General features: G+C 55.0%; 23 protein-coding genes and 1 riboswitch. Of the genes, 4 read left to right on the plus strand and 19 right to left on the minus strand.

What is annotated here, in order from left to right; genetic code table 11:
- Window positions 1-95: 95 nt before the first annotated feature.
- Window positions 96-1,091: an SMP-30/gluconolactonase/LRE family protein gene (locus ABC502_RS08650; protein WP_345915579.1), complete on the minus strand. Its 996-nt coding sequence runs from the start codon at window positions 1,089-1,091 to the stop codon at window positions 96-98.
- A 168-nt stretch (window positions 1,092-1,259) separates the two neighbouring features.
- Between ABC502_RS08650 and ABC502_RS08655 the strand changes: the two genes are divergently transcribed.
- Together ABC502_RS08655 and ABC502_RS08660 are read left to right on the plus strand one after the other, a co-directional pair.
- Entirely contained in the window at window positions 1,260-1,604 is a 345-nt protein-coding gene (locus ABC502_RS08655; protein ID WP_345915580.1) for a DUF393 domain-containing protein, read from the plus strand.
- Between the two features lie 10 nt (window positions 1,605-1,614).
- Window positions 1,615-1,950 (plus strand): hypothetical protein, encoded by a 336-nt coding sequence (locus ABC502_RS08660; protein WP_345915581.1) that lies wholly within the window; start codon window positions 1,615-1,617, stop codon window positions 1,948-1,950.
- Between the two features lie 86 nt (window positions 1,951-2,036).
- Here the strand turns inward: ABC502_RS08660 and ABC502_RS08665 are convergent, their stop codons facing one another.
- From ABC502_RS08665 to ABC502_RS08750, 18 genes are all read right to left on the minus strand, one after another.
- A complete protein-coding gene (locus tag ABC502_RS08665) occupies window positions 2,037-5,789 on the minus strand; it encodes a hypothetical protein (RefSeq protein ID WP_345915582.1) in 3,753 nt (1,250 codons plus the stop codon).
- Between the two features lie 144 nt (window positions 5,790-5,933).
- Complete coding sequence (gene modC, locus ABC502_RS08670) at window positions 5,934-7,118, minus strand: molybdenum ABC transporter ATP-binding protein (RefSeq protein ID WP_345915583.1); 1,185 nt, start codon at window positions 7,116-7,118, stop codon at window positions 5,934-5,936.
- The gene (gene modB / locus ABC502_RS08675; RefSeq protein WP_345915584.1) at window positions 7,115-7,816 is read right to left on the minus strand and encodes a molybdate ABC transporter permease subunit; all 702 of its coding nucleotides are present in this window, start codon (window positions 7,814-7,816) and stop codon (window positions 7,115-7,117) included. The genes modC and modB overlap by 4 nt, the downstream gene beginning before the upstream one ends.
- Before the next feature lie 5 nt (window positions 7,817-7,821).
- Window positions 7,822-8,580, minus strand: a complete 759-nt coding sequence (gene modA, locus ABC502_RS08680) for a molybdate ABC transporter substrate-binding protein (protein ID WP_345915585.1) — start codon at window positions 8,578-8,580, stop codon at window positions 7,822-7,824.
- Between the two features lie 3 nt (window positions 8,581-8,583).
- Window positions 8,584-9,033, minus strand: a complete 450-nt coding sequence (gene moaE, locus ABC502_RS08685) for a molybdopterin synthase catalytic subunit MoaE (RefSeq protein WP_345915586.1) — start codon at window positions 9,031-9,033, stop codon at window positions 8,584-8,586.
- Window positions 9,034-9,055: 22 nt separating this feature from the next.
- Entirely contained in the window at window positions 9,056-9,313 is a 258-nt protein-coding gene (locus tag ABC502_RS08690; protein ID WP_345915587.1) for a MoaD/ThiS family protein, read from the minus strand.
- The gene (gene moaC / locus ABC502_RS08695; protein ID WP_345915588.1) at window positions 9,310-9,828 is read right to left on the minus strand and encodes a cyclic pyranopterin monophosphate synthase MoaC; all 519 of its coding nucleotides are present in this window, start codon (window positions 9,826-9,828) and stop codon (window positions 9,310-9,312) included. The genes ABC502_RS08690 and moaC overlap by 4 nt, the downstream gene beginning before the upstream one ends.
- Window positions 9,828-10,370 carry a molybdenum cofactor biosynthesis protein B gene (moaB, locus tag ABC502_RS08700; RefSeq protein ID WP_345915589.1) on the minus strand — a complete coding sequence of 181 codons (543 nt, stop codon included), beginning with the start codon at window positions 10,368-10,370 and terminating at the stop codon, window positions 9,828-9,830. Before moaB ends, moaC begins: the two co-directional genes overlap by 1 nt.
- Window positions 10,363-10,947, minus strand: coding sequence for a molybdenum cofactor guanylyltransferase (locus ABC502_RS08705; RefSeq protein WP_345915590.1), 585 nt, complete (start codon window positions 10,945-10,947; stop codon window positions 10,363-10,365). Before ABC502_RS08705 ends, moaB begins: the two co-directional genes overlap by 8 nt.
- Window positions 10,948-10,975: 28 nt before the next feature.
- Window positions 10,976-11,947, minus strand: coding sequence for a GTP 3',8-cyclase MoaA (moaA, locus tag ABC502_RS08710; RefSeq protein ID WP_345915591.1), 972 nt, complete (start codon window positions 11,945-11,947; stop codon window positions 10,976-10,978).
- Window positions 11,936-12,078, minus strand: a riboswitch (molybdenum cofactor riboswitch). It overlaps the preceding gene by 12 nt.
- 49 nt (window positions 12,079-12,127) lie before the next feature.
- Window positions 12,128-12,607, minus strand: a complete 480-nt coding sequence (gene nirD, locus ABC502_RS08715; protein ID WP_345915592.1) for a nitrite reductase small subunit NirD — start codon at window positions 12,605-12,607, stop codon at window positions 12,128-12,130.
- Window positions 12,604-15,174 carry a nitrite reductase large subunit NirB gene (gene nirB / locus ABC502_RS08720; protein WP_345915656.1) on the minus strand — a complete coding sequence of 857 codons (2,571 nt, stop codon included), beginning with the start codon at window positions 15,172-15,174 and terminating at the stop codon, window positions 12,604-12,606. Before nirB ends, nirD begins: the two co-directional genes overlap by 4 nt.
- A gap of 52 nt (window positions 15,175-15,226) precedes the next feature.
- Complete coding sequence (locus tag ABC502_RS08725) at window positions 15,227-16,465, minus strand: FAD-dependent oxidoreductase (protein ID WP_345915593.1); 1,239 nt, start codon at window positions 16,463-16,465, stop codon at window positions 15,227-15,229.
- Window positions 16,462-17,304, minus strand: coding sequence for an ABC transporter ATP-binding protein (locus tag ABC502_RS08730; protein WP_345915594.1), 843 nt, complete (start codon window positions 17,302-17,304; stop codon window positions 16,462-16,464). The genes ABC502_RS08725 and ABC502_RS08730 overlap by 4 nt, the downstream gene beginning before the upstream one ends.
- 39 nt (window positions 17,305-17,343) lie before the next feature.
- Window positions 17,344-18,333, minus strand: a complete 990-nt coding sequence (locus ABC502_RS08735; protein WP_345915595.1) for an ABC transporter permease — start codon at window positions 18,331-18,333, stop codon at window positions 17,344-17,346.
- Window positions 18,330-19,766 carry a CmpA/NrtA family ABC transporter substrate-binding protein gene (locus tag ABC502_RS08740; protein WP_345915596.1) on the minus strand — a complete coding sequence of 479 codons (1,437 nt, stop codon included), beginning with the start codon at window positions 19,764-19,766 and terminating at the stop codon, window positions 18,330-18,332. Before ABC502_RS08740 ends, ABC502_RS08735 begins: the two co-directional genes overlap by 4 nt.
- 272 nt (window positions 19,767-20,038) lie before the next feature.
- Entirely contained in the window at window positions 20,039-21,163 is a 1,125-nt protein-coding gene (locus ABC502_RS08745) for a CmpA/NrtA family ABC transporter substrate-binding protein (RefSeq protein WP_345915597.1), read from the minus strand.
- The gene (locus ABC502_RS08750; protein ID WP_345915598.1) at window positions 21,160-21,747 is read right to left on the minus strand and encodes an ANTAR domain-containing protein; all 588 of its coding nucleotides are present in this window, start codon (window positions 21,745-21,747) and stop codon (window positions 21,160-21,162) included. The genes ABC502_RS08745 and ABC502_RS08750 overlap by 4 nt, the downstream gene beginning before the upstream one ends.
- 364 nt (window positions 21,748-22,111) lie before the next feature.
- On the opposite strand from ABC502_RS08750, the gene ABC502_RS08755 reads away from it, so the two are divergent.
- Window positions 22,112-24,919, plus strand: a complete 2,808-nt coding sequence (locus ABC502_RS08755) for a nitrate reductase (protein WP_345915599.1) — start codon at window positions 22,112-22,114, stop codon at window positions 24,917-24,919.
- 27 nt (window positions 24,920-24,946) lie between these two features.
- On the plus strand, window positions 24,947-25,741 hold the full coding sequence (cobA, locus tag ABC502_RS08760) for a uroporphyrinogen-III C-methyltransferase (RefSeq protein ID WP_345915600.1): 795 nt from the start codon (window positions 24,947-24,949) through the stop codon (window positions 25,739-25,741).
- Window positions 25,742-25,846 lie beyond the last annotated feature (105 nt).

Below are 25,846 nucleotides of genomic sequence, written 5' to 3' on the forward strand. Positions count from 1 at the left end.
GGTTTCTTCATCGCAATCGCGCAGCCAGAGCCTTTGTCGCAGGGCATGGATTATCCCCTGTGCCTTTTGTATCAGCAATGATTGCTTTCCCTGTATCAAGGAGCCAGCTGAATACGCAATAAATACTGGCTGGCGGTAATGTACAGCCAGCTGTTATCGGCATTCAGCGCCACATTGGCTGCTGCTACCCCGGTTTGAATGGTCCCCAGGTGTTCACCCTCTGGCGAAAGCACCCAAACCCCACCAGGCCCGGTCGCCAGCAACACACCGGATGGCAACACCTTTAAACCATCCGGCAGGCCACTGGCTGTTTTGGTGTGCGCTGTGGCATCAAAAAACAGCGTCCCCTTGCCCAAGCTGCCATCCTGATGCACCGGGTAGCGCCACCACTCGGCAGCATCGGGATCTGAGTTGGCCACATAGAGCCATTGTTCATCCGGCGAAAATGCCAGGCCATTGGGCTTGGTTAAATCAGTGATCAGCAAGGTCACCGAGCCATCTGCACCAAGCCGGTAAACACCATTGACGCTTTGCTGTTTTTCGGCGGATGCATCACCGCCTTTTAAGCCGTAGGGGGGATCGGTAAAGTAATAGGCACCGCTGCTGTGCTGCACCAGATCATTCGGGCTGTTAAAGGCTTTGCCCTGATACTGGCTGGCAAGGGTTTGATACTGTGGTGGCTGCGTGGTCGCATCCAGCAGCACCGCCAGACGCCGATCGCCATGCTGGGCCAACACCAGTTGATTGTCGGCATTAAAAATCAGGCCGTTGGCACCTTCTTGCAGCTGATTGTCCGGGTACAGGCCGGTATAGCCGGAAGGCTGCAAATACACCGATAAACCATCGGTTTCACTCCAGCGATACAGGGTATTTTGCGGTACGTCGGTAAAGAGTACATCGCCGGTATCCGGCTCCACCACAGGCCCCTCTGACCAGCGAAACCCTTCCGCCAATTGCTGCAGCTGGGCATCTTCGGCAATGATCTGCTTCAATTGAGGTGTGTTGGCGACGACCGGCCGCTCCGGCCAGGGCAACGATTCGGCCAGGGCCGGCCCGGCTACAAACAACAGCATCACTGCAAAAGCGCGCATAAAAAGTTCCTTGGTTGTTTTTGTTGGTCTGATCCAGTGTTAACAGCATAAACCTTAGCATAATACGAAGGTCAGGCAGCAATTCAGATTAAACACATTGATCGATAAGACGCGTATGCCGTAATTGTTGCAAGAGTTGTTAGCTAACAGCGGAATGGAGCCTTAGCGATGCAAAAACTGTTTTTTGATGGCAGCTGCGCTTTATGCCGGCGCGAAATTAACTGGTTGGCACCCAAACTAAGGCCGCATTTAGAGCTTGTCGATATCAGTGCCGACGGCTTTAGCGGCTTTGCCGGGGTGACGAAAGCGGCGATGATGCAACAAATTCATCTGTGGCGGCATGACCACTTTCTGATTGGCATCGATGCCAGCCTCTACTATTGGCAATTGGCCGGACATACCCGAGTGGTGGCGCTGTTACGCCTGCCACCTTGCTATTGGCTGGCCAGCAAAGCCTATGCCTATTGGGCCGCCAAGCGCAGTCATTGCGCTGGCGGCAATTGTACGCTTTAAGGCAGTAAAGATGTCACCACCAAGAATGCGCCGACGCAGTGTCAGCAAAGCTTCAGCCGCCACCGATCAGCATATTTTGCGGCTACACAGTGCCATGACCGAAAAGCTGCTGGCTGAGCCCTGGCGTATCAGCGGTATCCGTCAGACTCTGGAGCAGCGCTATCAGGCCGGGCAGATAAAGCATGGCGGCTACATTCACTGGCACAGTATTTTAGATTGCATTGACCAGCCGGATCTATTTCGCACCGCACTGCTGGACAACGGCGAGCGGATGAAAAAACTGCGCCGCCGCACTGTGTTGGTGGGCATACTCACCGAGCAAGAGCGCATGGCACTGCTTGGCTAACTTTTTTGCTCATTGCAGCTGATGGGCAGTTCAAGGGTTCAAGTTAAGGCTTGCCCCAATGGACTTGACCTAATGATTTAAGTGTCTTAATCAACACACATACTAGTTTTTAGATACCCGATTAATTTCTCTGAAGCATCGCCTCTTATTGTACCTATATAGCCAAAGAACTGCAGTTTACTCAATATAGTCTTCATCACTTGAGTATTGCTCACGCTCACAGTTCTGGGTTTGTCAGAAAAGCTCTCAAGACCAAGTACTTTGAATAGTGATAGAAGCTCACAAACTTCAGTAAATCCCCCATTTGAATTTGAAATGTAATAAAGCGCAGCTTTTGCTCTCAGCTCACTTTTGTCAGATAACTTCAACTGTGAAATTAAACTGCTGTCTATAGGTGGTAAACTCAGGTCATGTTTCAAAGCTTTATCGACAAGGGAATCAGCGAGAGATCCAGTGGCGGAAAAATTAATACTTTTGTGTGCCTCATATAACTTAAGCTTTTCTTTTATTTCAATGTTATCAGAGGATAACATTGTGATGATAGTGCCAGGTAATATTTTTGCTTCTTTATTCAGGTGATCGTAATGTGAAGGCCATTTTCTCATAATAAACTTTGCAGCAGCACTTTCGGATTTCGATTGAATGAACATAAATGTTTCTTTATTAAAAGTTAGCTTAGATATCCCTGCCAGTAATTGCCACCTTTCGTCCGTCAACTGTAATTTTTTTAAAAAATCTTCGTTCAAAGTGTACATTCCTGCCAGACGTATAAATGCCTCGTTCGTGATATCTAGCATTAAAAGGTAACTTAAAAAATTAGTGCTAGTTTCAGTCCCAATATTAGAAATAAGTGTTTCAATGTTTCGCTCAACAAATTCAGCGAATGCCTTGTCCACTTCCACCGGATCAGTATTTTCAATTAAATCAAATTCGCTGTGAGCAATTTCAATTTCATCTAAACTCGCGCTAATCAGGTCGTGGCGAATGAACTCAAGCAAGCAGGCATCTGGAATGTCATTACATTTAAATGTTGCCCCTGTTGATTTGGCAATCTTAAGTTTAGTTTCTTCGTGCAAATCTTCTTTATTAAACAGAGCGATAGCACTGCTATATGATTCTTGCCAACTATCATTTTTTTCTAGAAAACTGATAAATTCCACAATATCATCGTTGATATGATCGATGAAGGCTTCATGTTTTGTTGATAAAATAGATTGATAGGATAAAAGCGAGGTATTATCTCCGTGCTCAAATGAATGTTGTAGTAATGCAGTCATCGTACTAGCACTAAACCGAAACTGACCAGATTGCATTATTTTACTTGCGATCCCTTCTGAGACATGTTCTAACTGATAATATTGAATATTAGTTGAAGACCAGAACCACTCACACTGTAAATCTTCAAGATCATCTAGAGTTTTCAGTCCTGAAACCACTTTGCAGAATGGCTCGGAATCTTTTAGCTTCAAATGTGCATTATTGCTCAGGTCGCCCAATAGATCTTTGATGTATTGACGAACTACACCATCATGATACTCAGGTGAATCATCTATCAACTTAATTATTGAAACTGTATTATAAAAGTCGCTTTCAAGTAAGGTTGTTAGAAAAGTAATTCTCTGGCGTCCTCCTTTCAAATTTCTCCATAATACAATAATATCATCTGCGAATGGGCTCGAGTCTGATAATGCGCTTCGTAGTTTTGCTTTATTTCTAGGCTTTACTAATTCTGGAAATAGACCACTAATTAGTCCGCGACCATCGGTTAGATCGGCTGGCTGCAGCTGCTCAATAACTTCGCTAGGTTTGTCAAACGGAGTACTTCTAGGAAGCTTTTCGAGCATCTTTATTCTCTGAAGCTTTACTTTATCTGCCAGTGTTATTGCTCCAGGATAAAAGAAACTGGTGTAATCTGCGTAATCTTCTCCAATATGTCCATGACTTAGTAAAAATTTAATTACCCTATAATTTTCCTTAAGTGGTTCCAATAGTACATATCGTGCTGAGGCCTCCTGCATAAGGTCTTTTAGCTGGTAATCACTTATCTTCTTTAACTTCTGATTAAGTTCCGAAAGCTCTCTATCCATTGCTGTTTCATCTAATTCAATTAGATCTAAACATTGCGCATAATTTAAATCAAAATTATTTTTTATATTTAAGGGGGACTCAAAATAACCAACATCATGGCTTCGATAATTAACCACCATCGCTTTTTGCTCAAGAGTTCCGAGCATGAATTTCTCAAATGCTGAGTCAGTCTCGAAAACCGCCGGTATATGAGTGATATCACTCCCAATTTTTATGCCAGTAGGAAAAGGATTTAAACCACTTTTTTTAACACAATACACCCAAAACAATGCCAATAAATCATGTTTACTCTTCGCAATTAGATCTTTTTTCTGATTGATTTTCTCGGTTATTTTATGTTTCTGCTTATTGATATCTTCCTTAAGTGCATTTCTGGCAATATCTGCTAACTCAATCACCTGGTTTATCGGTCCTTTGTTGATTAGTAGTTGAGTGTATACCGATGGATGTAAAGTCTTGATCACGAGCATTGCAAAGAGCTTATTCAAATCAAGCGGGTGGTTCTTGGCTAGTTTTGATTTGTATAGTTTGTACTCATTGGCTAGATTGTAAATCATCCTAAGATCGCCAAAAAATAATGAAACATCTTTTACCAAATTTATTGATAATGCCTTATGTATGCAGTTATTTTCTGGCTTCAAGTCAAGAGCAGCCGTTAATTTCTCATAGGCATTATTTGAGTTGATTACTGGAATGATAGGAATTATCAAGTCAAAAAATTTCGTTCTGTCATCTGCTTTAAATAAGTCATCTTTGACTGCATATATGAAAAAAACTGGTACAGTTCGGCTGAGATTAACTATTCGATTAACTTCACGGATATGCGTGAGTATGGTCATTGCGTGTGTTGCTTCAAGTCGGTCAATGTCTTCAAAAATGACTAATTGCACCTTGGTCTTATCAAAAAAATAGATAAATTCGTCAATGTTTTCTCGTAAAAATGAGCGATGGCTTTGCCTCTCAAAATCCACACCTTGGATAGAAAACTTGGTAATTGAGTACCCTCGTATTATTTTTATCAACCATGGTAAGGTGCAAAGTGTAAAAAAGATAATATAAATATACGCAAGCCACTGTGGGATGAGAGATAATGGGATCCACTCTGGGAGCGTAGATGCTATATTTTGCCACACGGTAGGCATTAGCATTAAAGCACTGATTACAAGTAGGAAAAGTGAAGGAGTAAGAAATACTGAAGGCTCCTTTAACCTCCTGAAGCTTGATAAGCTAAGCTTTTTGGGATTAGCTGAGTATAGAAGCTGCTCCAAAATACTCTTCTCAATCTCGACCTGCTCACGAAAATGCCGCCTTGTTTCTGCTGAGCTTTTAACATCGGGATGACTTGGATCCTGGGTTAATTCTTCATCAATATTTTTATCTTCTTCTACCTCATTAGTACTAAATTTTGCCATAGAGATAACAGGCGAATCTTGATACATGGGATTGTGGTAGATAAAGGTTCTGAGAAAGCTACTTTTGCCGACCGCATAACTACCTGTAATTGCAATATTGGTGATCTTTTTGCAAGACTTACCTTGTAGTGCATTATTCAATTGCCTTTCGTACTCTTGAATATCATCAAAATCAAGAAGAGTAGGGGTTAGAGGCAGGAAGTCTTCAGTTTTTTTCTCACTACTTATTTCTGGCTGAAGTATGAAAAGCCAGTTGGAAATAGCTCTATTGGTGGCAGTAAGTATTACTACAATTAAAACCTTTATGTTCGTAACAGTCCTTTTCAATGTGTTTGTCACGATTTTGTCCTTTTTACGAATCCTTTGATAAGGAGGATTGCATAAAAAATACGGAAAAACAAATGGTTGTAACGCAAGGGGGAGACAACGGTACCTCTCTCATAAATTGTTAGCAAATTTAGTTGCTTACACGGTAATAGACCATCAATCCAAAGCAACAGCCTTAATCTGCGCATAAACCTGTTGTCCAACCTGCAATCCCAACCGCCCAACAGATTGCTGCGTTAGCAGCGCCTGCAGGGGCTGGCCGGCGAGGTCCAGTTGTACCAGGGTTTCGGCCGGGTGGGGGGCTGGTTGGAAGCCGGTGATGGTGACTTTTAGTTGATTGCTGACTGAGCTGTCCTGGATCGGCTGGGTGCTCAGCGCGACATCGCGGGCCTGGATGCGCAGGCGGTAGCTGGGTTGGGTAAATTGCGGCGCTGGCAATTGCAGCTGCTGCTGGCCAATGGTAAGCGTTAGCAGATGCGCTTTGCTGGTACTATGGCTGGCGTGCAGCAGCGATAAAGCGCCGCTGGCGGCCAGTTCGGGGCGGAGCAGTTGCTGCGGCAGCGGGCCCTGGCTGTGGATGCGACCGTCTTGCATCAGCACCAACTGATCGGCCAGTTTAACCACATCGTCCAGTTGATGGCTGACCAGCAGCATCGGTATGCCGGTTTTTGCGGCGATGCGCTGCAAAAACGGCAGAATGTCGTTGCGGCTTTGCTGATCCAAGGACGCCAGTGGCTCATCGAGCAGCAGCAACTGCGGTTGGCTCAGCAGCGCCCGGCCAAGCGCCACCCGCTGGCGTTGACCGCCGGACAGTTGCTCTGGCCTTTGGCTAAGCAGTGGCGTCAGTTCCAGCAGGGTGATGACTTGTTCTGGCTTGAGTGCAATCGGCTGCCTGGCGCCGAGGCGCTGGTAGCCATACAGCAGATTTTGCTGCACCGATAAATGCGGCAGCAAGCTGCTTTCCTGAAACACCATGCCAATTCGGCGCTGATGCACCGGTAAGAAATAGCTATCCTGCTGCCAGGTGGTGTTGCCAAAGCGGATCTGCGCATTCGCATGGCGATCCAGCCCGGCAATAGCGCGCAGCAAGCTGGTTTTGCCACAGCCAGAGCGGCCAAACAGAGCGGTAATGCCTTTAAGTGGCAGAGTATCGTTTAGTTGCAGACAAAAATCACCGCGCTTGACCGTGCAGTGAAGGCGAAGAGTGACGGCTTCGGGCTGGCTTTGGCAATGGGTGCTGCTAGCGGCTACGCTGGTATTGCCAAAACGCTGCCAGCGCCAGCTAAGCTTGTGCCAGAAGCTGAGTTTAACGCCTGTGCGGGAAAGGCTATGGTCGGTCATGTCAGTGGCCCCCGGTCAAAGCGCTTGTTCAGGCCATAGACAATAAAGAGCACCACAAAGGCGGCAATCAGCAGGCCGAGCGACAGCTGATGCGCCTGGCTGTAGTTCATCGCTTCGGTGTGATCGTAAATCAGCACCGACAGCACCTGGGTTTCACCCGGTATGCTGCCCCCCAGCATTAAAATCACCCCAAACTCGCCCAGCGTATGGGCAAAGGTCAGGGTGGCGGCGACAATAAAACCACCGCGACAAAGCGGCAGCACCACACTAAACAGCTGATCCAGTTTACCGGCCCCGAGCGTTTGCGCCACTTCCAGCGGCCTTGGCCCCATGCGGCGAAAGCTCTCCAAGAGCGGCTGCACGGTAAAAGGCAGCGAGTAAATCACCGAGCCAATCAAAATACCGGGAAAGCTAAAGGCCAGATGCTGAAACCCCAGCCGCTCCAAAGTGCCGCCAACCGCGCCCTGTGGGCCGAGCAGCAGCAACAGATAAAAGCCCAGTACTGTGGGTGGCAGCACCAGCGGCAAGGCTACCAGCGCCTGAATGGCGGTGCGCACCCGGCACTGACCCCGGCTCTGGCCCTGGGCCAGCCACCAGGCGAGCGGGGTGCCCAGCAACAATAAAATCAGCGTGGTGTACAAACACAGCTTCAGCGTCAGTTGGATGGCTTGCCAATCGTGTGCAGTGAGTTCGATCATCACCCTTACTTCACGCGCCTGGCCGGTAGCTCGAAACCGTAGTGCTCAAGGATGGAGCGCGCCTCGCTGCTTTGCATAAAGGTTGCAAAACGATGGGCGCTGGCGTTGTTGGCACCATGGCGGGTCACGCTGTAGGCCTGGGTCAGTGGCTGGTGCAAATCGCTTGGGATCAGCTGATAGCCATGGCGGGAAAGCTGTGGAAAACGGGCCAGCGACAGCGCAATAATGGCCACTTCGGCCGCGCCGCTTTGCGCCATCTGGGCGGTTTGGGCAATGTTTTCGCCATACACCAGCTTAGGTTCCAGCACATCCCACAGGCCAAGGGCCTGCAAAGCTTCTTTGGCGCGCAGGCCATAGGGTGCATGCGCCGGTTGGGCGATGGCGAGGCGGCGAAAGCTGAGTGCATTAAGCTGCGACAAGGTGACTTCCGTCAGATCCAGCCGCGGGCTCCACAGCACGATGCGGCCTATCGCATACAGCTCTGGCGCTGTGCTGACATGGCCTTCGGCATAGAGCTGCTCAGGGAACTGAATATCGGCCGAAAAAAACAGATCAAAAGGAGCGCCATGACGAATTTGGGTGCTGATTTTGCCCGATGAGCCATAGCTGACGCGGATCCGCGCCTTGGGGTGTTCATTTTGGTACAGCGCGATGATCTCATCCAGCGCATAGCGCAGATCGGAAGCAGCTGCGATGGTCAGCGGCTCCGAGGCCCTGACCGGCAGCATACAGAGCAACAAACTGAAGACCCAAAGAATACGCATCGATTACCCCCAGCGCTCGGCGGCATCCTGATCGCTGGTTTTGGCCGCGACCCAGGTTTCGCCCTGGCTGCTCTGTTCTTTTTTCCAGAACGGCGCCCGGGTTTTCAGGTAATCCATCACAAATTGCGCGGCGGCAAAGGCGGCAGCGCGGTGGGCACTGGCCACACCAACAAACACAATCTGCTCATTCGGTGTTAAAGCGCCAATGCGGTGAATGATCCGCACCGCGCCCAGTTGCCAGCGCTGCTGGGCTTCAGCGGCAATAGCGTGCAGCGCTTGCTCGGTCATGCCGGGGTAATGCTCCAGCGTCATCTGCTGCAAATCGCCACTGCTTAGCTCCCGCACCAAACCGGTAAAGGTCACCACAGCGCCGCAGCGGCTGTCCTGGCTCAGCAACTGGTACTGGGTCCCGACGCAAAAATCCTCGTTTTGTACCTGCACAACAATGCTCATGCTTGCCTCCGCTTCGGCTGATTCAACCACCGGTGACCGGCGGAAAAAACGCCAGTTCATCACCGGGGTTTACCTTGGTGTGCAGTGGGCACAGCTGTTGGTTCACCGCGCACAGCAAGTCCTGCCGACTTAGCTCTTGCTGCCAGTCGGCAGAGCGGCTTTGCAGATGCTTAAGCACCGAAGCGGCACTGGCATCGCGTTCAAAACTGCTGCTGTCGAGTTCCAGCGCCGCGGTATTTAACCGCTCACGCAGTGCTGCAAAGAAAAGGACTTTGATCATAAGGCTGCTCCTTCAGTAGGCCGTTGCCAGAGGCCATGTTTGCCACCGGTTTTTTGCTGCAATTGGATCGGGCCAATCACCATGGCCGGGTCGACCGCTTTGCACATATCGTAAATGGTTAGTGCTGCCACCGAAGCGGCGGTCAGGGCCTCCATTTCCACCCCGGTCTGGCTTTGCACCCGGCACAGGCTTTGGATAAAAATCTGGCCGCTTGTGGCATTGAGTTCAAAATCGATGCTGACTTTGGACAGCGGCAATGGATGGCACAGTGGGATCACATCGCTGGTTTTTTTCGCCGCCATAATGCCGGCAATGCGGGCGGTGGCCAGCACATCGCCTTTTTTTACCAGCGCCTGCTCAATCAGCGCAATCACATCCGGCCGGGTTTGCACGCTGGCACTGGCAATGGCCTCGCGCATGCTGCTGGCTTTGCCGGAAACATCCACCATCAGTGCGCTGCCATCGGCATTCAAATGGGTGAGCTGGTTTTCTTTGTTTGGGTTTTCTGCAGACATCAAGCAATTCCTTCACAGCCAGTTGCTGTGCTGTTTTTAAGATGAGGGACAAAATTACAGGGGCCGGTGGCAGCATTAAGCTGCGGTTCGATCAACTGCTGCCAGGCCAGTTCACAGGCCGAGCCCGAGCCCGGCATGGCAAAGATCAGCGTTTGGTTGGCAAGGCCAGCGCAGGCGCGCGATTGCAGACTGGCACTGCCAATGTGTTGAAACGACAGCTGGCGAAACAGCTCACCAAAGCCATCGATGGCTTGATCAAACAGCGGCGTTAGCGCTTCAACAGTGCAATTGCTGGCAGCAAAGCCGGTACCGCCATTGACCAGCACCACCTGCACCGCAGGGCATGCTATCCACTGGCTGATTTGAGCGCGCAGCTGATAACGATTGTTCGGCTGCAGTGCCCGCTCAGGTACCTGATGGCCAGCTTGCTCTGCCAGACGCTGCAGCAAATCACCGCTGCTGTCATTGGCGCGGCTGCGGCTATCGGAAACCGTCAGAATGGCCAGTTGCAGTGATTGAAAAGGTCGGGATGCTTTAGCCATGGCAAGACTCCTTCGAAGTGAACTGCTGGGCCTGCTGCCAGTCAGCCGGGGTATTGGTATTGCTTAGCGCGGCAGCATGGCTGGGCTCACAGCTTTCAACGCCAATGGCACCAAGCAGCGCTTGCACCGAGCGATTGCTGTGGGGCCTTGATAGCACCTGCTGCAAGTATCGATGCACCGACAGGGTGTTGGGCAGCACGCAGGGCAGGGCATGGCCGGTAAAGCACACCGCTTTACGGGTATTTTTGGATACCAGTTGCTGAATGTCGCTGACGCTAAGCAGCGGTGTATCGATGGCCAGTACCAGCACCCGATCGCGGCGGCAGCGGTTTAAGCCGGCTTCGATGCCGGCCAGCGGCCCGGCTTTGGCAAAGCGATCGGCAATAAAGCCGGCGGCATTGCGACTGACGAACACGTCTGAAGCCCCTGCTGCTATCGCCAGCGCTCGCATGTACTGCCAAAGCGGTTGGCCCTGCCAATTCAGTTCGGCTTTATCGGTGCCCATGCGGCTGGATTTACCACCAGCCAGCAGGATGGCATCAAAGGGCATCGGCGTTGTTTTTTGCGGTACGGACATCAAAATCACCTCCAGCTAGTCACCAACTTTAGCCACCTATCATGGCCAAATGACGGGTCGAGCCACTGTTGCCCTGATGCAGCTCATGGCTTGCGGCCTTGCCCAGCACCGCGCGTTGCAGGTAATGCATCAAGGGCTCAGGGTTATCGTCTTGCAACAAGTTGCGCAGGTTTTGGTGCTGCTCGGTAAACAGGCACAAAAACAGCTGGCCACGGCTGGACACCCGCAACCGGTTGCAATCGGCGCAAAAATCCTTGCTGTAGGGCATGATCAGGCCAATCTGGCCCTGATAATCCGGGTGGCTGTACTCCAGCGCCGGGCCGGCACTGCGGCCTTTGGCTTCAAGCTGCCAGCCTTGCCTAAGCAATTGCTGCTGAATGCTGGCACCGCTTAAATGCTGTTGTTGATAGTAGCTTTGATTGTCGTTGGTGCGCATCAGCTCGATAAAGCGCAACGAGACGGCTTTATCGCGGACAAATTCCAGGAAATCGGGCAGTTGCAGCGCATTGTGCTGGCGCAGCAGTACGGTATTGAGTTTGACTTTACCAATGCCAGCAGCAATGGCCTGATCGATGCCAGCAAGAATGGCCGGCAGGCGGTTCTCACCAGTGACCAGATGAAAGGTAGCGTCATCCAGGCTATCGACACTGACATTGATGGCATCCAGGCCCGCCTGTTGCCAGCTGCTCAGATCGCGCTGCAGCCGGTAGCCGTTGGTGGTCAGCGCCACCTGCTCGATGCCGTCGGTTTGTTTGCAGGCGGCAATAATATCGGTTAAATCTTTGCGCAATGACGGCTCACCGCCGGTAATCCGGACCTTGCGGGTGCCGAGCAGGGCAAAGGCTTTGACCAGACGTTTGATTTCCGGTAGCGTCAGCTCGTCCTTACGGGAGCTGCAATCCGGCCCGTCGGGCAGGCAGTAGCTGCAACGAAAATTGCAGCTTTCGGTAATGGACAGCCGCAAATAGGTAAAACGGCGCGCATAAGCGTCGATCAGCATAATTCACCTTTCCAAATCGGGAGGTAGGGCCGTTTCCCGCCATACCCGGTGGCCTGATTGCCACGGCATGCTGTTCATGGCTTCCTTCGTACAGAAGCGGTAGAGCCAGCAGCTCGGTGTTCTGTGTATAAGCTTAAGAGGTTTCGCCAGGCATTGTTATTGCCATGAAGAGGCGCATCCTTACCCCGTTTGGGGTAGTTGCTCGGCTTCGTACTGCATCAGCCAGATGCGATCGTCTTGCCAGTACACCGGGTACACCTGCAGGCTCAGCGTTGGATCGTTCAGGCAACAGCCATCGCTTAAGCGGTACTGCTGCTTATGCAGCGGCGAAGCGACGTAAAACTCCCCCTGACTTTCGCCGATTAAACCATGGGCGATCACCGCTGCCCCTGTGGCCGGATCGCGATGGCTCACCGCGTACAGCTCCGGGCTTTGGCCGGGTAAATAAAACAGCGCCAGTTCCTGGCTGCCAGCTTTGGCGGCCACGCCGGACCAGGGCACCAGATCGGCCAGGCTGGCCAGCGGCAAGGAAGCCAGGCTGCCTTGGTGTGCTGGCGTTTGGCCGAGGCTGTTGTCCGTGGCTGAGCCAGTGGCTGTGTCAGTGCCAGTGCGACTGTTGGTGTCGGCGTTAGACACTAAACGCTGCAGCGGTGCATTCATGGTTTTATCTCCTGTTGGGGGGCTTCCAGCGTGCGACTGGGGATCAGCTGGCCGCGCTCGGGTTGAAAGCCAAAGCTGGCTCGCTCCGGTGGGGCGGCATTGACAAAGCTGCGAAAGCGGCTGCGCTGCTCGGGATCGTTCAGGGCGGTTTTCCATTCGCACTGGTACTCGGCAATCAGATGAGCCATTTGTGCGTCCAGTTGCTCGCCCAGTTGCAGGCTATCGTCCAGGATCACCGCTTTCAGGTAATCCAGGCCACCGTCCAGCGTTCCCAGCCAGACGGAGGTGCGCTGCAGCCGATCGGCGGTTTGAATGTAGAACATCAGCAAGCGGTCGATGGTTCGGATCAGCTGATCGTCGGTTAAATCGGTGGCGAATAAGTCGGCGTGGCGTGGCTTCATGCCGCCATTGCCACAGACGTAGAGGTTCCAGCCGTTCTCGGTAGCAATCACCCCGACATCCTTGCTCTGGGCTTCGGCGCATTCGCGGGTGCAGCCCGATACCGCCATCTTGATTTTGTGCGGTGCCCGTACGCCCTTGTAGCGGTTCTCCAGCAAAATCGCCATGCTGACGCTGTCCTGCACGCCATAGCGGCACCAACTACTGCCGACACAGGATTTGACGGTACGCAGCGATTTGCCGTAGGCGTGGCCGGTTTCAAAGCCGGCGTCAATCAGCTCCTGCCAGATCAGCGGCAGTTGATCCAGGGTCGCGCCGAATAAATCGATGCGCTGGCCGCCGGTGATTTTGGTGTACAGCTGGTACTTGCGGCCCACTTCGCCCAGCACCAGCAGCATATCCGGCGTGATCTCACCGCCCGGAATACGCGGTACCACCGAGTAGGTGCCGTTTTTTTGCATATTGGCCAAAAAGGTGTCGTTGGTATCCTGCAAACTGACATGGGGCTTGGCCAGGATGGGCTCATTCCAGCAACTGGCCAGAATGGAAGCCACTGCCGGTTTGCAGATCTCACAGCCATGGCCTTTGCCGTGCTGCTGCAGCAATTGATCGAAGGTACGAATCTTGCCCACCCGTACCAGATGGTACAGCTCCTGACGGCTGTAGCCGAAATGCTCGCAGAGATCTTTGCTGACACTGACGCCACGGCTGGTCAGCTCCTGCTCCAGCACATTTTTTAGCAGGCTGGCGCAGCCGCCGCAGCCGGTGGCTGCCTTGGTACAGCTTTTAATGCCAGCCAGCTCTGTCACGCCCTGATCGACCGCCTGGCAAATAGCGGCCTTGCTGACATTGTGGCAGGAGCAGATGGTGGCGCTGTCGGGCAGGCTGGTTGGTGTGAGGCTGGTTTGGCCCTGCGGCAGGATCAGCGACTCCGGCTCGGCCGGTAGCGTCATGCCATGCAGGGCGAAACTCAGCAGCGCATCGTAATAGCTGTTGTCGCCCACCAGCACTGCGCCCAGCAACTGCTTGCCATCCTGATCCAGCACCAGCTTGCGGTAGTGCCCGGCCTTGTCGTTGCGGTAATACAGGCTGACGGCACCCGGTGTGCGGCCATGCGCATCGCCGATGGAGCCAACATCGACCCCCAGCAGCTTTAGTTTGGTCGACATATCGGCGCCCTGAAAGCTGGCCGAGCTATCGCCAGCAAGCACCGCTGCGGCCGTGCGGGCCATCTGATACCCCGGTGCCACCAGGCCAAACAACTGGCCCTGCCAGAGTGCGCACTCGCCAATGGCGTAAATGGCTGGATCACTGGTGCGACAGCTGGAGTCGATGACTATACCGCCACGCTCACCAAGCTCCAGGCCAGCGGCTTTGGCCAGCGCGTCTTGTGGCCGGATGCCGGCAGAGAACACCACCAGATCGGTAGCCAGGCTGCTGCCATCGTTAAATTCCAGCTGCAGGCGATGTTCTTTGCCTTCGCCAGTCCGCTGCGTGCTTTTGACGATGCGCTGAGTTGCCTTGTCGGTATGCACCTGCACCCCTAAGGCTTCAATTTGCTGGCGCAGCATGCTGCCGCCGGCCGCATCCAGTTGCACTGGCATCAGCTGGGGGGCAAATTCCACCACATGGGCCTGCAAACCAAGCTGCTTCAGCGCATTGGCGGCCTCCAGCCCCAGCAAGCCACCCCCAATTACCACGCCGGAGCTGGCACCCTGGCTGCTTTGGTAAATGGCTTCCAGATCATCCAGAGTGCGGTACACCAGACAATGCGGCTGCTCTCGCCCTTCAATCGGTGGCACAAAGGGGTAAGAGCCGGTGGCCAGCACCAGCGCATCGTAGTGGTAGCTGCCATGAGCCGTGCGAAGCTGCTGCTGTTGCCGGTCGATGGCCAGCACCGGTTCATTCAGCTTCAGGCTTAGCTGTGGCTGCTGGTAAAAGTCGTTGCTGGCCAGCTGCAGCGGTGGTTGTTCTGTTGATGGCGTTTTCTGCATCAGCTGGAAATACTCCGACAGATGCACCCGATCGTAGGCCGGCCGGTTTTCGGCGGCAAATACTGTTACATGCCAGTCGTCGCTGCCAACCTGTTGCGACAGCCACTGCTCTAAAAAGTGCTGGCCGACCATGCCGTTGCCAACCACCATCAACTGTTTGCTTGGTTTTGTCATCTTGCTTGGCTCTGTCATCTTGCTTGGTTTTGTCATCCCAGGGTTCCTCGGTTCAGGCGGCCTGATCGGCCGGGTTGAACAAGGCACTGTGGCTATCGCCACGGTACGGTTGTCCGCTGCGGATCAGGTCGCTGTAAAATGGGCTAAGCCGGGTATCGCCAAACAGCACAGCGCCTTGCAGGATCTGGTTTTTCCACCACAGACGGCGGTAATGGCCCAGTTGGTGATCCTGATACACCTGGCTGTGATCCGAGCGACTCGGATCGGTGCTCAGGGCGGCAATATCGCCGCAGGAGCTGACGGCAATGCCGCTGATTTTTAGTTGGGTACAGATGGTTGCTGGCTGGTACCGGTCGGATTGGCCGCAAAGTACCGCCGCCAGTACCCTGGCTTGTTGTTGAATAGGGGCCAGCAAACCAAAGGTTTCCCCCTGATACTCGATGCATTCACCGAGCGCATAAATATCTGGCCTGGAGCTTTGCAGCTTGTCATTGACACAGATGCCGCGGTTAACGCGAAGGCCGGCCTGTTGCGCCAGTCGGGTGGCCGGGCGGATGCCAAGGGCCAGTACCAGCCACTGCGCTTCAAAGCGGCGACCATCATGCAAGCGGATGCTGTGCAGCTGGCCCTGGCGGTAACTGAGCCTGCTGAGCTGGCTGCGGGTATGGATTTCGATGCCTTTGTTCGCCAGTGCCTGTTGCAGCATCAGGGCGGCCGGTCGGTCCAGCTGGCGGTTCAGCACACTGGCACCGCGCTGGATCAGCCGCACCTGCATGCCAAGCTGCTGCAGGCCTGCCGCTGCTTCCAGCCCCAAAAAACCACCGCCTACCACCACCGCCTGCTGGTGGTGCTGACTGGCCGAACGCAGCTGCAGCAAATCCTGCCAGTTGCGAAAATGGCTGATGTTGTGGTGCAGCTCGCCCTGCGGATTGAGCGCATAGCCAGGACGAATCGGATCGGCGCCACAGGCCAGCACCAGTTGTTGATAGCGGTAGCGCTGGCCACTTTGGCAGAGCACCCGCTTGTTGGCAGCATCCAGTTGGATTACGGCATCGCCACAGATCAGCTCAAAGCCTTGCTGACGGTACCAGTCGATGCCGCCGAGCTCAGCAGCGCTATCGGCCTGCTCGCCACTGAGCAGGTTGGACAGCAGCACCCGGTTGTAGGCCGGTCTGTCTTCGGCAGCCAGAATGACAATGCGTTTGGGCCGGCCTGGCCAGTGCAGCAGTTCGCGCAGTAACCGCTGACAGGCCATGCCATTGCCGATAATGAGCAGCTCTGCTTCTGTCATGCGCGTTTTACTCCGGGCGCTGGCTTTAGCGCGGCTTGGCTGGGCAGCGGTTCGATTTTGCGCTGTTTTTCGTACAGGAAGCTCAGCACCTGATGGCGGTAATGGTTGTAGGTGGCGCAATCGGCCAGCTCGATGCGGTTGCGTGGCCGGGGCAGGGTAATAGGCAGTACCTCGCCAATGGTGGCAGCCGGGCCATTGGTCATCATCACAATGCGATCAGACAGCAACACGGCTTCATCGACATCGTGGGTGATCATAATGACGGTGTTGTTCAGCCTGGCCTGGATCTCCATCAGGGAGTCCTGCAAGTGGGCCCGGGTCAGCGCATCCAGCGCGCCAAACGGCTCATCCATCAGCAGCACCTCCGGCTGCATCGCCAGCGCCCGGGCAATGCCGACCCGCTGCTTCATGCCACCGGATATCTCGGCCGGCCGCCGGTCGCTGGCATGCTGCATCTGCACCAGCGCCAGGTTGTGCTCAATCCAGTCGCGCATTTCGGCTTTGCGTTTTTGGCCACGAAACACCTGTTTTACCGCCAGCTCCACATTCTGGTAGACGGTAAGCCAGGGCAGCAGGGAGTGGTTTTGAAACACCACCGCCCGCTCGGGCCCTGGAGCATTCACTTCTTTGTTGTTCAGCAAGACGCCGCCGGTGGTGGCTTGCAACAAGCCTGCTACCAGGTTGAGCACGGTGGATTTACCGCAGCCGGAGTGGCCAATCAGGCTGATAAATTCACCGCGCGCTATCTGCAAGTCCACCTGCTGCAGCGCAATAAAGGGGCCATTGGCGCCGGGAAACTCAATACCCAGCTGGCTTAATTCTAAATGTGGTTTTTGCATGGTGCTGCTCCTGTTGTCCGGTGGTTTTGGTCCGCGCTATTAGCGCAATACCGCTGTTTTGTCCCAACTCAGTTTGCTCTGCAGCAGCAACATCAACCGGTCCAGCAGCAAGCCAATCAAGCCGATCACCAGCACTGCCACACAGATCCTGCTAAGGGAATCGGACGAACCGTTTTGAAATTCATCCCAGACAAATTTGCCAAGGCCGGGATTTTGCGCCAGCATTTCAGCGGCGATCAGCACCATCCAGGCAATGCCGAGCGACAGCCGCAGGCCGGTGAAAATATGCGGAATGGCCGAAGGCAGCACGATGCGACGCAGATGGGTCCACCAGTTCAGCCGCAGTACCTTGCTGACATTGTTCAGATCGCTCGATACCGAGTTGACGCCGACAATGGTATTGAGCAGGGTAGGCCAGAGCGAACAGAGCGTGACGGTCAGCACCGACACCACAAAGGAGCGGCTGAACCAGGGATCCTCACTTTGGTACAGGGCACTGACCAAAATGGTGATCAGCGGCAGCCAGGCCAGCGGAGAGACCGGTTTAAACAGCTGGATCAGCGGATTGCTGGCGGCATAGAGGCGGTTGCTTAAGCCGATAACCATGCCGGTGGGGATGGCGATGGCGGATGCCAGCACAAAACCCGCCAGCACAGTGAGCAAGCTGGTTTGGATCTGGTGGAAAAAAGTCGGCCGGCCGCGGTAGGGTCTTAGCACCAGTTCGGCCGTTGGATCCTCCGCCAGGGCAGCGGCATGGCGCTGATGCTGGCGCTCGAAAAAAGCCGCTTCGCGGGCTTTTTCCTGCCGGTGCTCTGCCACCAGGCCGGACCATTGCTCGGCCACCTGCAGCGGACCCGGAAAGCTGCCGAGCGAGGTATGGATCTGGCCTGCGACCAGATGCCAGCACAGCAGAAAGGCGGCTATGCCAACGGCGGCTAAAGCAAATTGTTCACTGAGCCGCTGTAACTTCAGGCGCTGTGGCAACCAGCTGCGGGCCCGCAACCAGCGATTGGGTAAGGTGGTACTCATGGCTGACTCCCTGCGTTGTTAGATTGAACGTTCTGGGCTTGGGTACTGTGAGCTTGAGCTTGCTGTGCCTGAGGCATGGGGTCATCACTCAGGCCGATGGCAAACTGCCGCAGGTAGGCATTGGGTGCTTTGGCATCAAAGCTTTGCTGATCGATAAAGCGTACCTGATCCAGCGGCCGGTAGCCGGTTTCGTTGTTAAAATCCGGAAAGTCGCTGGCGCTCAGCTTGCCGTCTGCGATTAACGCCAGCGCGGCCTGCTGGTAGATGGCCGGCTGAAATACCCGCTGCGCCACCTGCTGATACCAGTCATCCGGCTGGGCTTGCGGAATTTGGCCCCAGCGGCGCATCTGGCTGAGGTACCAGACGGCATCCGAGTAGTAGGGGTAGCTGGCGTGGTAACGGAAAAACACATTAAAATCCGGTGCCTGGCGGACATCGCCTGCTTCGTACTCGAAGACGCCGGTCATGCTGTTGGCAATGATGTTCGCATCAGCGCCGACATAAAAAGGTTGGGCAATCAGCCTGGCGGCGGCCTGACGATTGGCGTTTTGCTCCGCATCCAGCCAGTGACTGGCGCGGATCAGCGCTTTGACCACCTTCAGATGCGTCTTTGGATGCTGCTCGGCCCATTGCCGGCTGACGCCAAAAACTTTTTCCGCCATATTGCTGTGAATGTCGTAATTGGTCACCAGCGGTACGCCCAGATTGCGGGCCACGGCTTGCTGGTTCCAGGGCTCGCCCACGCAATAGCCCTGAATGGTGCCGGCTTCCATGGTGGCGGGCATTTGCGGCGGAGGGGTTACCGATAGCAAGACATCGGCATGGAGCTGGCCGCTGTTGTCGCCACTGGCTGGATCATAAAACCCCGGATGAATGCCGCTGGCCGCAAGCCAGTAACGCAGCTCGTAGTTGTGGCTGGATACCGGGAACACCATGCCAAACTGCAGCTTGCGGCCTTGCTCGGCGGCCTGCTGCAGCGCCGGTGTCAGCACGCTGGCGGCCAGCGGGTAATCCGGCCGGCCATCGGCCCGTCGTGGCACTTCAGAGCTGATTTGCTGCCAGATGCTGTGGCTGACGGTGCAGGCATTGCCATTTAAGCCGATGATAAAAGACGTTTGCAGCTCGGCCTGAACGCCAATCCCAATGCTGGATGCCAGCACCTGACCTGCCAGCATATGGGCGCCATCCAGTTGGCCATCAATCACCCGATCCTGCAACACCCGCCAGTTGGATTGCGCTTCCAACTGCACATAAAGGCCTTCGTCTTCAAAGTAACCGCGCTCCAGCGCCACCGCCAACGGGGCCATGTCGGTCAGCTTGATAAAGCCGAAGGTCAATTCGTCTTTTTCCGGTTGTGCCGACAGCTGCAGGCTCAGTCCAAGCCCGAACAGCAGCAGGGTGTTCAATCCCTTCTTGACTAAAGAACGCTTCATAATGCCAGTCCTTCTGATAGCTGTTGTGGCATAAAAAAAACGCCATCGGGGTGCATCTCTGGTGAGAGACAACCCGATGGCGCCTTTGCCGGTTGTTTGATTGTGGTGGCCCCCATCGTTGGGAGCTACCGATAGAATGCAGAAGCTATGCCAGTTTGGATGCTTCGGTTAAGTTTCTGATTTTAATTTATTTAATTCCTGGTGGCGTTGAATGGCCCTGATGCCGCTTGCCCTGTAATTGCGCAGCTTGCACCAGAACGGGGCCTTAACCACTAGTAGCTAGCGTTGTTGCGAATGGAAAAAATTTCCCCACCGGCAAAACCCGGTGCTTGCTGGCCTTCCAGCCGCCAGTCGCTGGCCGGGGCTGTTAACTGCAAGGCTGCGGCGGCTTGCCGGTATAGATCGGTGCGGTAGATTTGACGCAACAGCTGAGGATCGATGGGGCCTTGCCACTGGCCAAGCTGGCGCATTTGCTGCTGAAGCCAGGCGGCCTGTGAGCACCAGGGAAAATTCAGCTCGTCACCAAAAAATGCCTGGGGGATCGCAGGGTTCAGCAGCGGGCCAGCTGGCATCTGCTGCAGCAAATCAGGCAAATAAGCCGGTTGCGCCAACAGGGCTGTTAAGCCGCTGGCAGCCTCTGGGGTTGCCAGCCATTGGCAGGCTTGCAATAAGGCGGTGATGAGTGCCAGATGGGTCTGTGGCTGCTTGCTGGCAAAGTCGGCCGTTACGGCAAAGACTTTCTCTGGGCAGTGCGGCCATAGCTGCTCGCTGCTCAGCAGAATGCGACTGCTGCCTTGTTGCTGGCTCAGGCTGTTCCAGGGCTCACCGACACAAAACCCATCAATACGCCCCCCATCGAGCTGGGAGGCCATATCGGCCGGCGCTAAGCCAATCACATTCACCTGACGCGGTTCGATGCCACTGAGCTGCAGCCAGTAATGCAACTGATAGTGGTGGCAGGAATAAGGCGAGACAGTGGCAAGCGTCAGTTGACGATTGCTTTGCTGCAGATGCTGCCGTAAGCGGGCGCCAAGTTCTGCCGGGGTGAGCCCGGTGAGCGATGGTGGTAAATCCAATTGCTGGCACAGCGCTTCGGACAAGCTAATGGCGTTGCCGCCCTGGCTAAGCACCAGGCCGGTGACCATCGGAATGGCAGAACTGCCTAAGCCCAGTGTCGAGGCCAGTGGCAAGGGCGCCAACATCTGGGCACCATCCAGCAGCCCCCAGGCCACTTTATCGCGGATACTGGCCCAGGAGCGCTCCGCTTGCAGCTGCACCGTCAGCCCCTGGGCGCTGAAATAGCCGAGCTCTTTGGCGACGATCAAGGGGGCCGCATCCAGCAAGGGCACAAAGCCAAGGATCAGGTTGGTTTTCTCTGCTTGGTAACGGGCTGTCATAGCACCTCCATCAGGCTAATCAGATCGCGGGCTACTTCCGTCATTTTTTGCTGACGGTCCATCGCCAGCTTGCGCAGGGTTTGAAAGGCTTCGGCTTCGGTGCAGCCACGGTGTTTGATCAGCAGCCGCTTGGCTTTTTCCAGCAGTTGTTGCTCGGCCAAAGCCGTCTGACTGCTGGCCAGCTGTTGTCGCAGTTGCTGAAATTCGTGAAAGCGGGCGATGGCGACATCCAGAATGGGTTTGACCCGTTTCGGCGTGAGCCCATCGACAATGTAGGCGCTGACGCCTGCCTGAATGGCTAAGCGGATATTGTCTGGGTCCTGATCCTGCTCGGCAAAAAATACGATGGGTTTGGGGTTGTGCTGGCTGATCACCGCCATGTGCTCCAGCGTATCCCGGTCCGGCGAGTCCATATCAATAATGATCATATCGGGTTGCAAGCGCTCGACATGATGACGCAGTGCTGCGGTGCTGGTTAGCCGGCAGATCACCTGGTAACCATGCTGCTGCAGCGCCTGCTCCAGCAACTGAGCCCGCTCGGTTTCATCGTCTACCAGCATAACGGATAATTCTGCGCGTTCCACCCTGAGGCTGCATCCTGTGATCTTCATGGTGATGGGTCATAGCAAGAGCTGTTCCAACCTGCTAATTGTTCGATGGGCCATGGCTTTGGCCTGGTTTTCACAGCACCTGGCGCAGCATCGGGCACTGTTCGCTTGCTCAGTGCTGGTGCAAGCTGCACAGCTTTAAGGCAGCTGTGCGGTTTTGCTTGCTGAGGCATAAAATATAATGCATTGATTTTTCATCAGTTAAACTGCCTGGCATAGCATTTGCTGTGCTAAGCCACAACTTATGAACGAATGAGCAATGGCGCTCGCACGATGACCGGACCCCAAAAATCCGGCTGATCGGCGGGCGCTTTTTTTGCAGTCGCTTTTGGAGTAGATGATGGCAACAGCGAGCACTTGTCCTTATTGCGGCGTGGGCTGTGGTGTGCTGATCCAGTCGCAGCAGGCCAGCGAAGCCAGGGAAAACAGAGCTGCCAGTGAAAACAGAGAGGTCAGCGAAACCAGCATAACAGTGCAGGGCGATCCCGACCATCCAGCCAACTTCGGCCGGCTCTGTGTCAAAGGCAGTGCACTGGGCCAAAGCCTGAGCCAGCAGGAGCGACTGCTGCAGCCGGTGGTGGATGGTGCGCCACAAAGCTGGCCGGTGGCAACCCAGGCGGTGGCCACGCGCTTGCAGCAAACCATTGCCCGGCATGGCCCGCAATCGGTGGCGATGTACTTATCTGGCCAACTGCTGACAGAAGATTATTACGTTGCCAACAAGCTGATGAAAGGCTTTATTGGCAGTCCGCATGTTGATACCAACTCCCGGCTCTGCATGGCCTCGACCGTGGCCGGGCACAAGCGGGCTTTTGGTGCCGATGTGGTGCCGGGCTGCTACGACGACATTGAACAGGCCCGTCTGTTTGTGCTGGTGGGGGCCAATATGGCCTGGAACCATCCGGTGTTGTTTCAGCGGATTCAGGCGGTGCTCAAGCAGCAGCCAAAAAGCCGGCTGGTGGTGATCGATCCCCGCCATCAGGCCAGTTGCGAAGAGGCGGATCTGCATCTGGCCATTCGCCCTGGCACCGATGTGATGCTATTCAATGGCTTGCTGTGCTATCTGGCTGAGCAACAGCAGCTGGATATGACCTATCTTCAGGCCCACTGCGATGGGCTGGCTGCGACTTTAAGCAGTGCCCGACTGGATGCGGTGAAGCCGGAGTGGGTGGCCCGCGTTTGCGATCTGCCGCTGGCCGATGTGCTGCGCTTTTATCAGTGGTTCGCCAATGAAAACCGCAGCCTGACGCTGTATTCGCAGGGCGTGAATCAGGCGGTGGATGGCACCGATAAAGTCAATGCCATTCTCAATGTGCATCTGGCCACCGGCCGTATTGGCAAGCCGGGGGCCGGCCCGCTGTCACTGACCGGCCAACCCAATGCCATGGGTGGGCGGGAAGTGGGCGGCCTGGCCAACCAGCTGGCGTCCCATATCGATTACTCGGTGCCGGAGCAAATTGCTGCTGTGGGCGCTTTTTGGCAGGCTCCGGCTTTGGTGACCCAGCCTGGTTACAAGGCGGTGGAGCTGTTTCAGGCCGTGCAGCGCGGCGACATCAAGGCGATTTGGATCATTGGCACCAATCCTGTGGTCAGCATGCCGGATGCCGATGCGGTGCGACAGGCCTTGCTGCAGTGCCCGCTGGTGATTGCATCGGATATCTACCACAGCAGCGATACCGTGCAGCTGGCTGATATTCAGTTGCCGGCTGCCGGCTGGAGTGAAAAAGACGGCACCGTCACCAATTCTGAGCGGCGTATTTCCCGTCAGCGTGCTGTGCTCAAAGCGCCGGGCCAGGCCAAAGCCGATTGGCAGATTTTGTCCGAGGTCGCTGCGGCGATGGGCTTTGCCAGGGATTTTTCTTACCAACAGCCGGCCGATATTTTTGCCGAACATGCGGCATTATCCGCCTGGTGCAATGGCGCTGAGCATATGAACAGCAGCCCTGAGCGAGAAGAAAACAGCCCTGAGCAAATAGAAAGCAGCAGCGAACGGGCCCAGTGCCAGCGCCGGGCCTTTGATATCTCCGGGTTGCAGGGCCTGTCTGCTGAAGCCTATCAGGCCTTGTTGCCGGTGCAGTGGCCGGTCAATCGCGAGTATCCGGCAGGTTGCGCCCGGCTGTTTGCCGATGGCCGCTTTTTTACCGCCAATGGCCGGGCGCAGCTGCTGCCGGTACGACAGGTGGCTTTGCCATCTTTCGTTCAGGAAGCGAATCATCCCTGGTTGCTGAACAGTGGTCGTATCCGCGATCAGTGGCACAGCATGACCCGAACCGGCCAGATCCCACAGCTGATGCAGCAAAAAGCCGAACCTTTTGTCTGTTTGCATCCGGATGATGCGGCCTTGCTGTCGATTAAAGCCGCCGACTTGGTGCAGCTGAACAATGCGCAGGGCCGGATGCTGGCTCGGGCAGAGTTAACAGCTGCCCAGCGACGCGGCGAGCTGTTTGTGCCGATGCACTGGACCGCTCAGTACAGCAGCCATGGCCGCTGCGATGTGCTCTTTGTTGCCCGGGTGGATCCGCTGTCCGGCCAGCCCGCGCTGAAGCTGAGCCAGGTGGCAGTTCGCCCGCTGCGAAGTCGTTGGCAGGCGCTGCTGCTATGCCGTCAGCCGCTGACAAAGCAGCAGCACCAGCAGTTGGCCGGGCATTACTTTGCCCGCCAGCCACTGGCTCATGCCCAGTGTTATCAGCTGGCGGATGTGCCGGATACCGAGTTGCTCTGGGCGGATAGCTGGCTGGCGCAGCTGGGGTTAAAAGCCAGTCTGTACAGCTATCAGTCGGACAGTGGCGAGGTGCGGGCCGCCGGTTTTGATGGCGATGCATTGCAGTGGCTGCTGCTGTGGTCAGCGCAAAAGCCCAAGGCCGATCTTGCCTGGCTGGATCAGCAATTTGCCACTGACGTTGTTGCAGAGCAGCGGCCCCAGCTGTTGCAGGCCTGTGCTGCCGATAACCGCGACACAGATAACAGCGCAGTGATCTGCAGCTGCTTTCAGGTGCGTGAAGCCCGGATCTGTCAGGCTATCGAGGCTGGCCAGCAGTGCCTGGACAGTCTGGGGCAAAAACTGCGCTGCGGTACCAATTGCGGCTCTTGTATTCCGGAATTAACCGCCTTGTTGCGCCAGCACAGCCGCCTGGCGGTTGCTAGTTAATCCTACTGATGTAGGAAGGAGAAAAAGATGATGCGATTCAATCAAGCCTTTGCCGCCGGTGAAGTCGCCCTGGTAGGGGCCGGCCCCGGTGCTGCCGATTTGCTGACGCTTCGCGCCGTGCGGCTGATGGAGCAGGCCGAGGTGGTACTGTACGATCGGCTGGTCAGTGACGAAGTGATGGCATTGCTGCCGGCAAAGTGCCGGCGCATTGATGTTGGAAAAAAGTGTGGCCAGCACAGCGTCAGCCAGCAGCGCATCGGTGAATTGCTGGTGCACTATGCGCGGCAGGGGCTGCGGGTACTGCGGTTAAAAGGCGGCGACCCGGCGATCTTTGCCCGGCTGGGCGAAGAGCTGGATGCGCTGGTGCAGGCGGGCATTGCGTATCAACTGGTACCTGGCATCAGCGCAGCTTCCGGTTGCGCTGCTGCGGCCGGTATTCCGCTAACGGAGCGGGGCCAGGCACAGCAGCTGCGCTTTATCAGTGCGGTCGATCAACACTCGGCCACCAGTCAGGATTGGGCCGATTTAAGCGCGCCCAATCAGACGCTGGTGTTTTACATGGGTACGGCCGCTTTGGGCGAGATCAGCCAGCAACTGCAACAGCATGGTTTAGCGGCCGACTGGCCGGTGCTTCTGGTGCAGCAGGGCTGCCGGCCACAGCAGCAGATCCAGTTAACGGATCTGCAATCGGCCGCAGCAGTTGCCGCCAGCCTGAGTACGCCTTGTTTGATCATCATTGGCCAGGTGGCCTTGCGTTACCGGCAGCAACAAGCCAGGCTGCAGCTGCCAACCGCCTTGCAGGCGAAAGAGCAGGCGGCCTGACTGGTGAACCTGTGGCTTTGTTGTGCTGGATCAAGATGACACCGAAAAAAATCATTACCATGCGGTGGTTATTTTTTTCCGGAGTCTTGCTGTGTCCTTGTCTGT

Source organism: Alkalimonas sp. NCh-2 (genome assembly GCF_039631345.1).
Lineage (GTDB): Bacteria > Pseudomonadota > Gammaproteobacteria > Enterobacterales > Alteromonadaceae > Alkalimonas > Alkalimonas mucilaginosa.

Excerpts from the sequence above, each read along its gene's own strand:
- ABC502_RS08690 (WP_345915587.1), bottom strand. The coding sequence starts at position 9,313 with ATGATCAAAGTCCTTTTCTTTGCAGCACTGCGTGAGCGGTTAAATACC.
- moaB (WP_345915589.1), bottom strand. The coding sequence starts at position 10,370 with ATGGCTAAAGCATCCCGACCTTTTCAATCACTGCAACTGGCCATTCTG.
- moaA (WP_345915591.1), bottom strand. The coding sequence starts at position 11,947 with ATGCTGATCGACGCTTATGCGCGCCGTTTTACCTATTTGCGGCTGTCC.
- modA (WP_345915585.1), bottom strand. The coding sequence starts at position 8,580 with ATGCGTATTCTTTGGGTCTTCAGTTTGTTGCTCTGTATGCTGCCGGTC.
- ABC502_RS08655 (WP_345915580.1), top strand. The coding sequence starts at position 1,260 with ATGCAAAAACTGTTTTTTGATGGCAGCTGCGCTTTATGCCGGCGCGAA.
- cobA (WP_345915600.1), top strand. The coding sequence starts at position 24,947 with ATGATGCGATTCAATCAAGCCTTTGCCGCCGGTGAAGTCGCCCTGGTA.
- ABC502_RS08650 (WP_345915579.1), bottom strand. The coding sequence starts at position 1,091 with ATGCGCGCTTTTGCAGTGATGCTGTTGTTTGTAGCCGGGCCGGCCCTG.
- ABC502_RS08740 (WP_345915596.1), bottom strand. The coding sequence starts at position 19,766 with ATGAAGCGTTCTTTAGTCAAGAAGGGATTGAACACCCTGCTGCTGTTC.
- ABC502_RS08725 (WP_345915593.1), bottom strand. The coding sequence starts at position 16,465 with ATGACAGAAGCAGAGCTGCTCATTATCGGCAATGGCATGGCCTGTCAG.
- ABC502_RS08735 (WP_345915595.1), bottom strand. The coding sequence starts at position 18,333 with ATGAGTACCACCTTACCCAATCGCTGGTTGCGGGCCCGCAGCTGGTTG.
- ABC502_RS08730 (WP_345915594.1), bottom strand. The coding sequence starts at position 17,304 with ATGCAAAAACCACATTTAGAATTAAGCCAGCTGGGTATTGAGTTTCCC.
- modB (WP_345915584.1), bottom strand. The coding sequence starts at position 7,816 with ATGATCGAACTCACTGCACACGATTGGCAAGCCATCCAACTGACGCTG.
- nirD (WP_345915592.1), bottom strand. The coding sequence starts at position 12,607 with ATGAATGCACCGCTGCAGCGTTTAGTGTCTAACGCCGACACCAACAGT.
- moaE (WP_345915586.1), bottom strand. The coding sequence starts at position 9,033 with ATGAGCATTGTTGTGCAGGTACAAAACGAGGATTTTTGCGTCGGGACC.
- modC (WP_345915583.1), bottom strand. The coding sequence starts at position 7,118 with ATGACCGACCATAGCCTTTCCCGCACAGGCGTTAAACTCAGCTTCTGG.
- moaC (WP_345915588.1), bottom strand. The coding sequence starts at position 9,828 with ATGTCTGCAGAAAACCCAAACAAAGAAAACCAGCTCACCCATTTGAAT.
- ABC502_RS08660 (WP_345915581.1), top strand. The coding sequence starts at position 1,615 with ATGTCACCACCAAGAATGCGCCGACGCAGTGTCAGCAAAGCTTCAGCC.
- ABC502_RS08745 (WP_345915597.1), bottom strand. The coding sequence starts at position 21,163 with ATGACAGCCCGTTACCAAGCAGAGAAAACCAACCTGATCCTTGGCTTT.
- ABC502_RS08755 (WP_345915599.1), top strand. The coding sequence starts at position 22,112 with ATGGCAACAGCGAGCACTTGTCCTTATTGCGGCGTGGGCTGTGGTGTG.
- ABC502_RS08705 (WP_345915590.1), bottom strand. The coding sequence starts at position 10,947 with ATGTCCGTACCGCAAAAAACAACGCCGATGCCCTTTGATGCCATCCTG.
- nirB (WP_345915656.1), bottom strand. The coding sequence starts at position 15,174 with ATGACAAAACCAAGCAAACAGTTGATGGTGGTTGGCAACGGCATGGTC.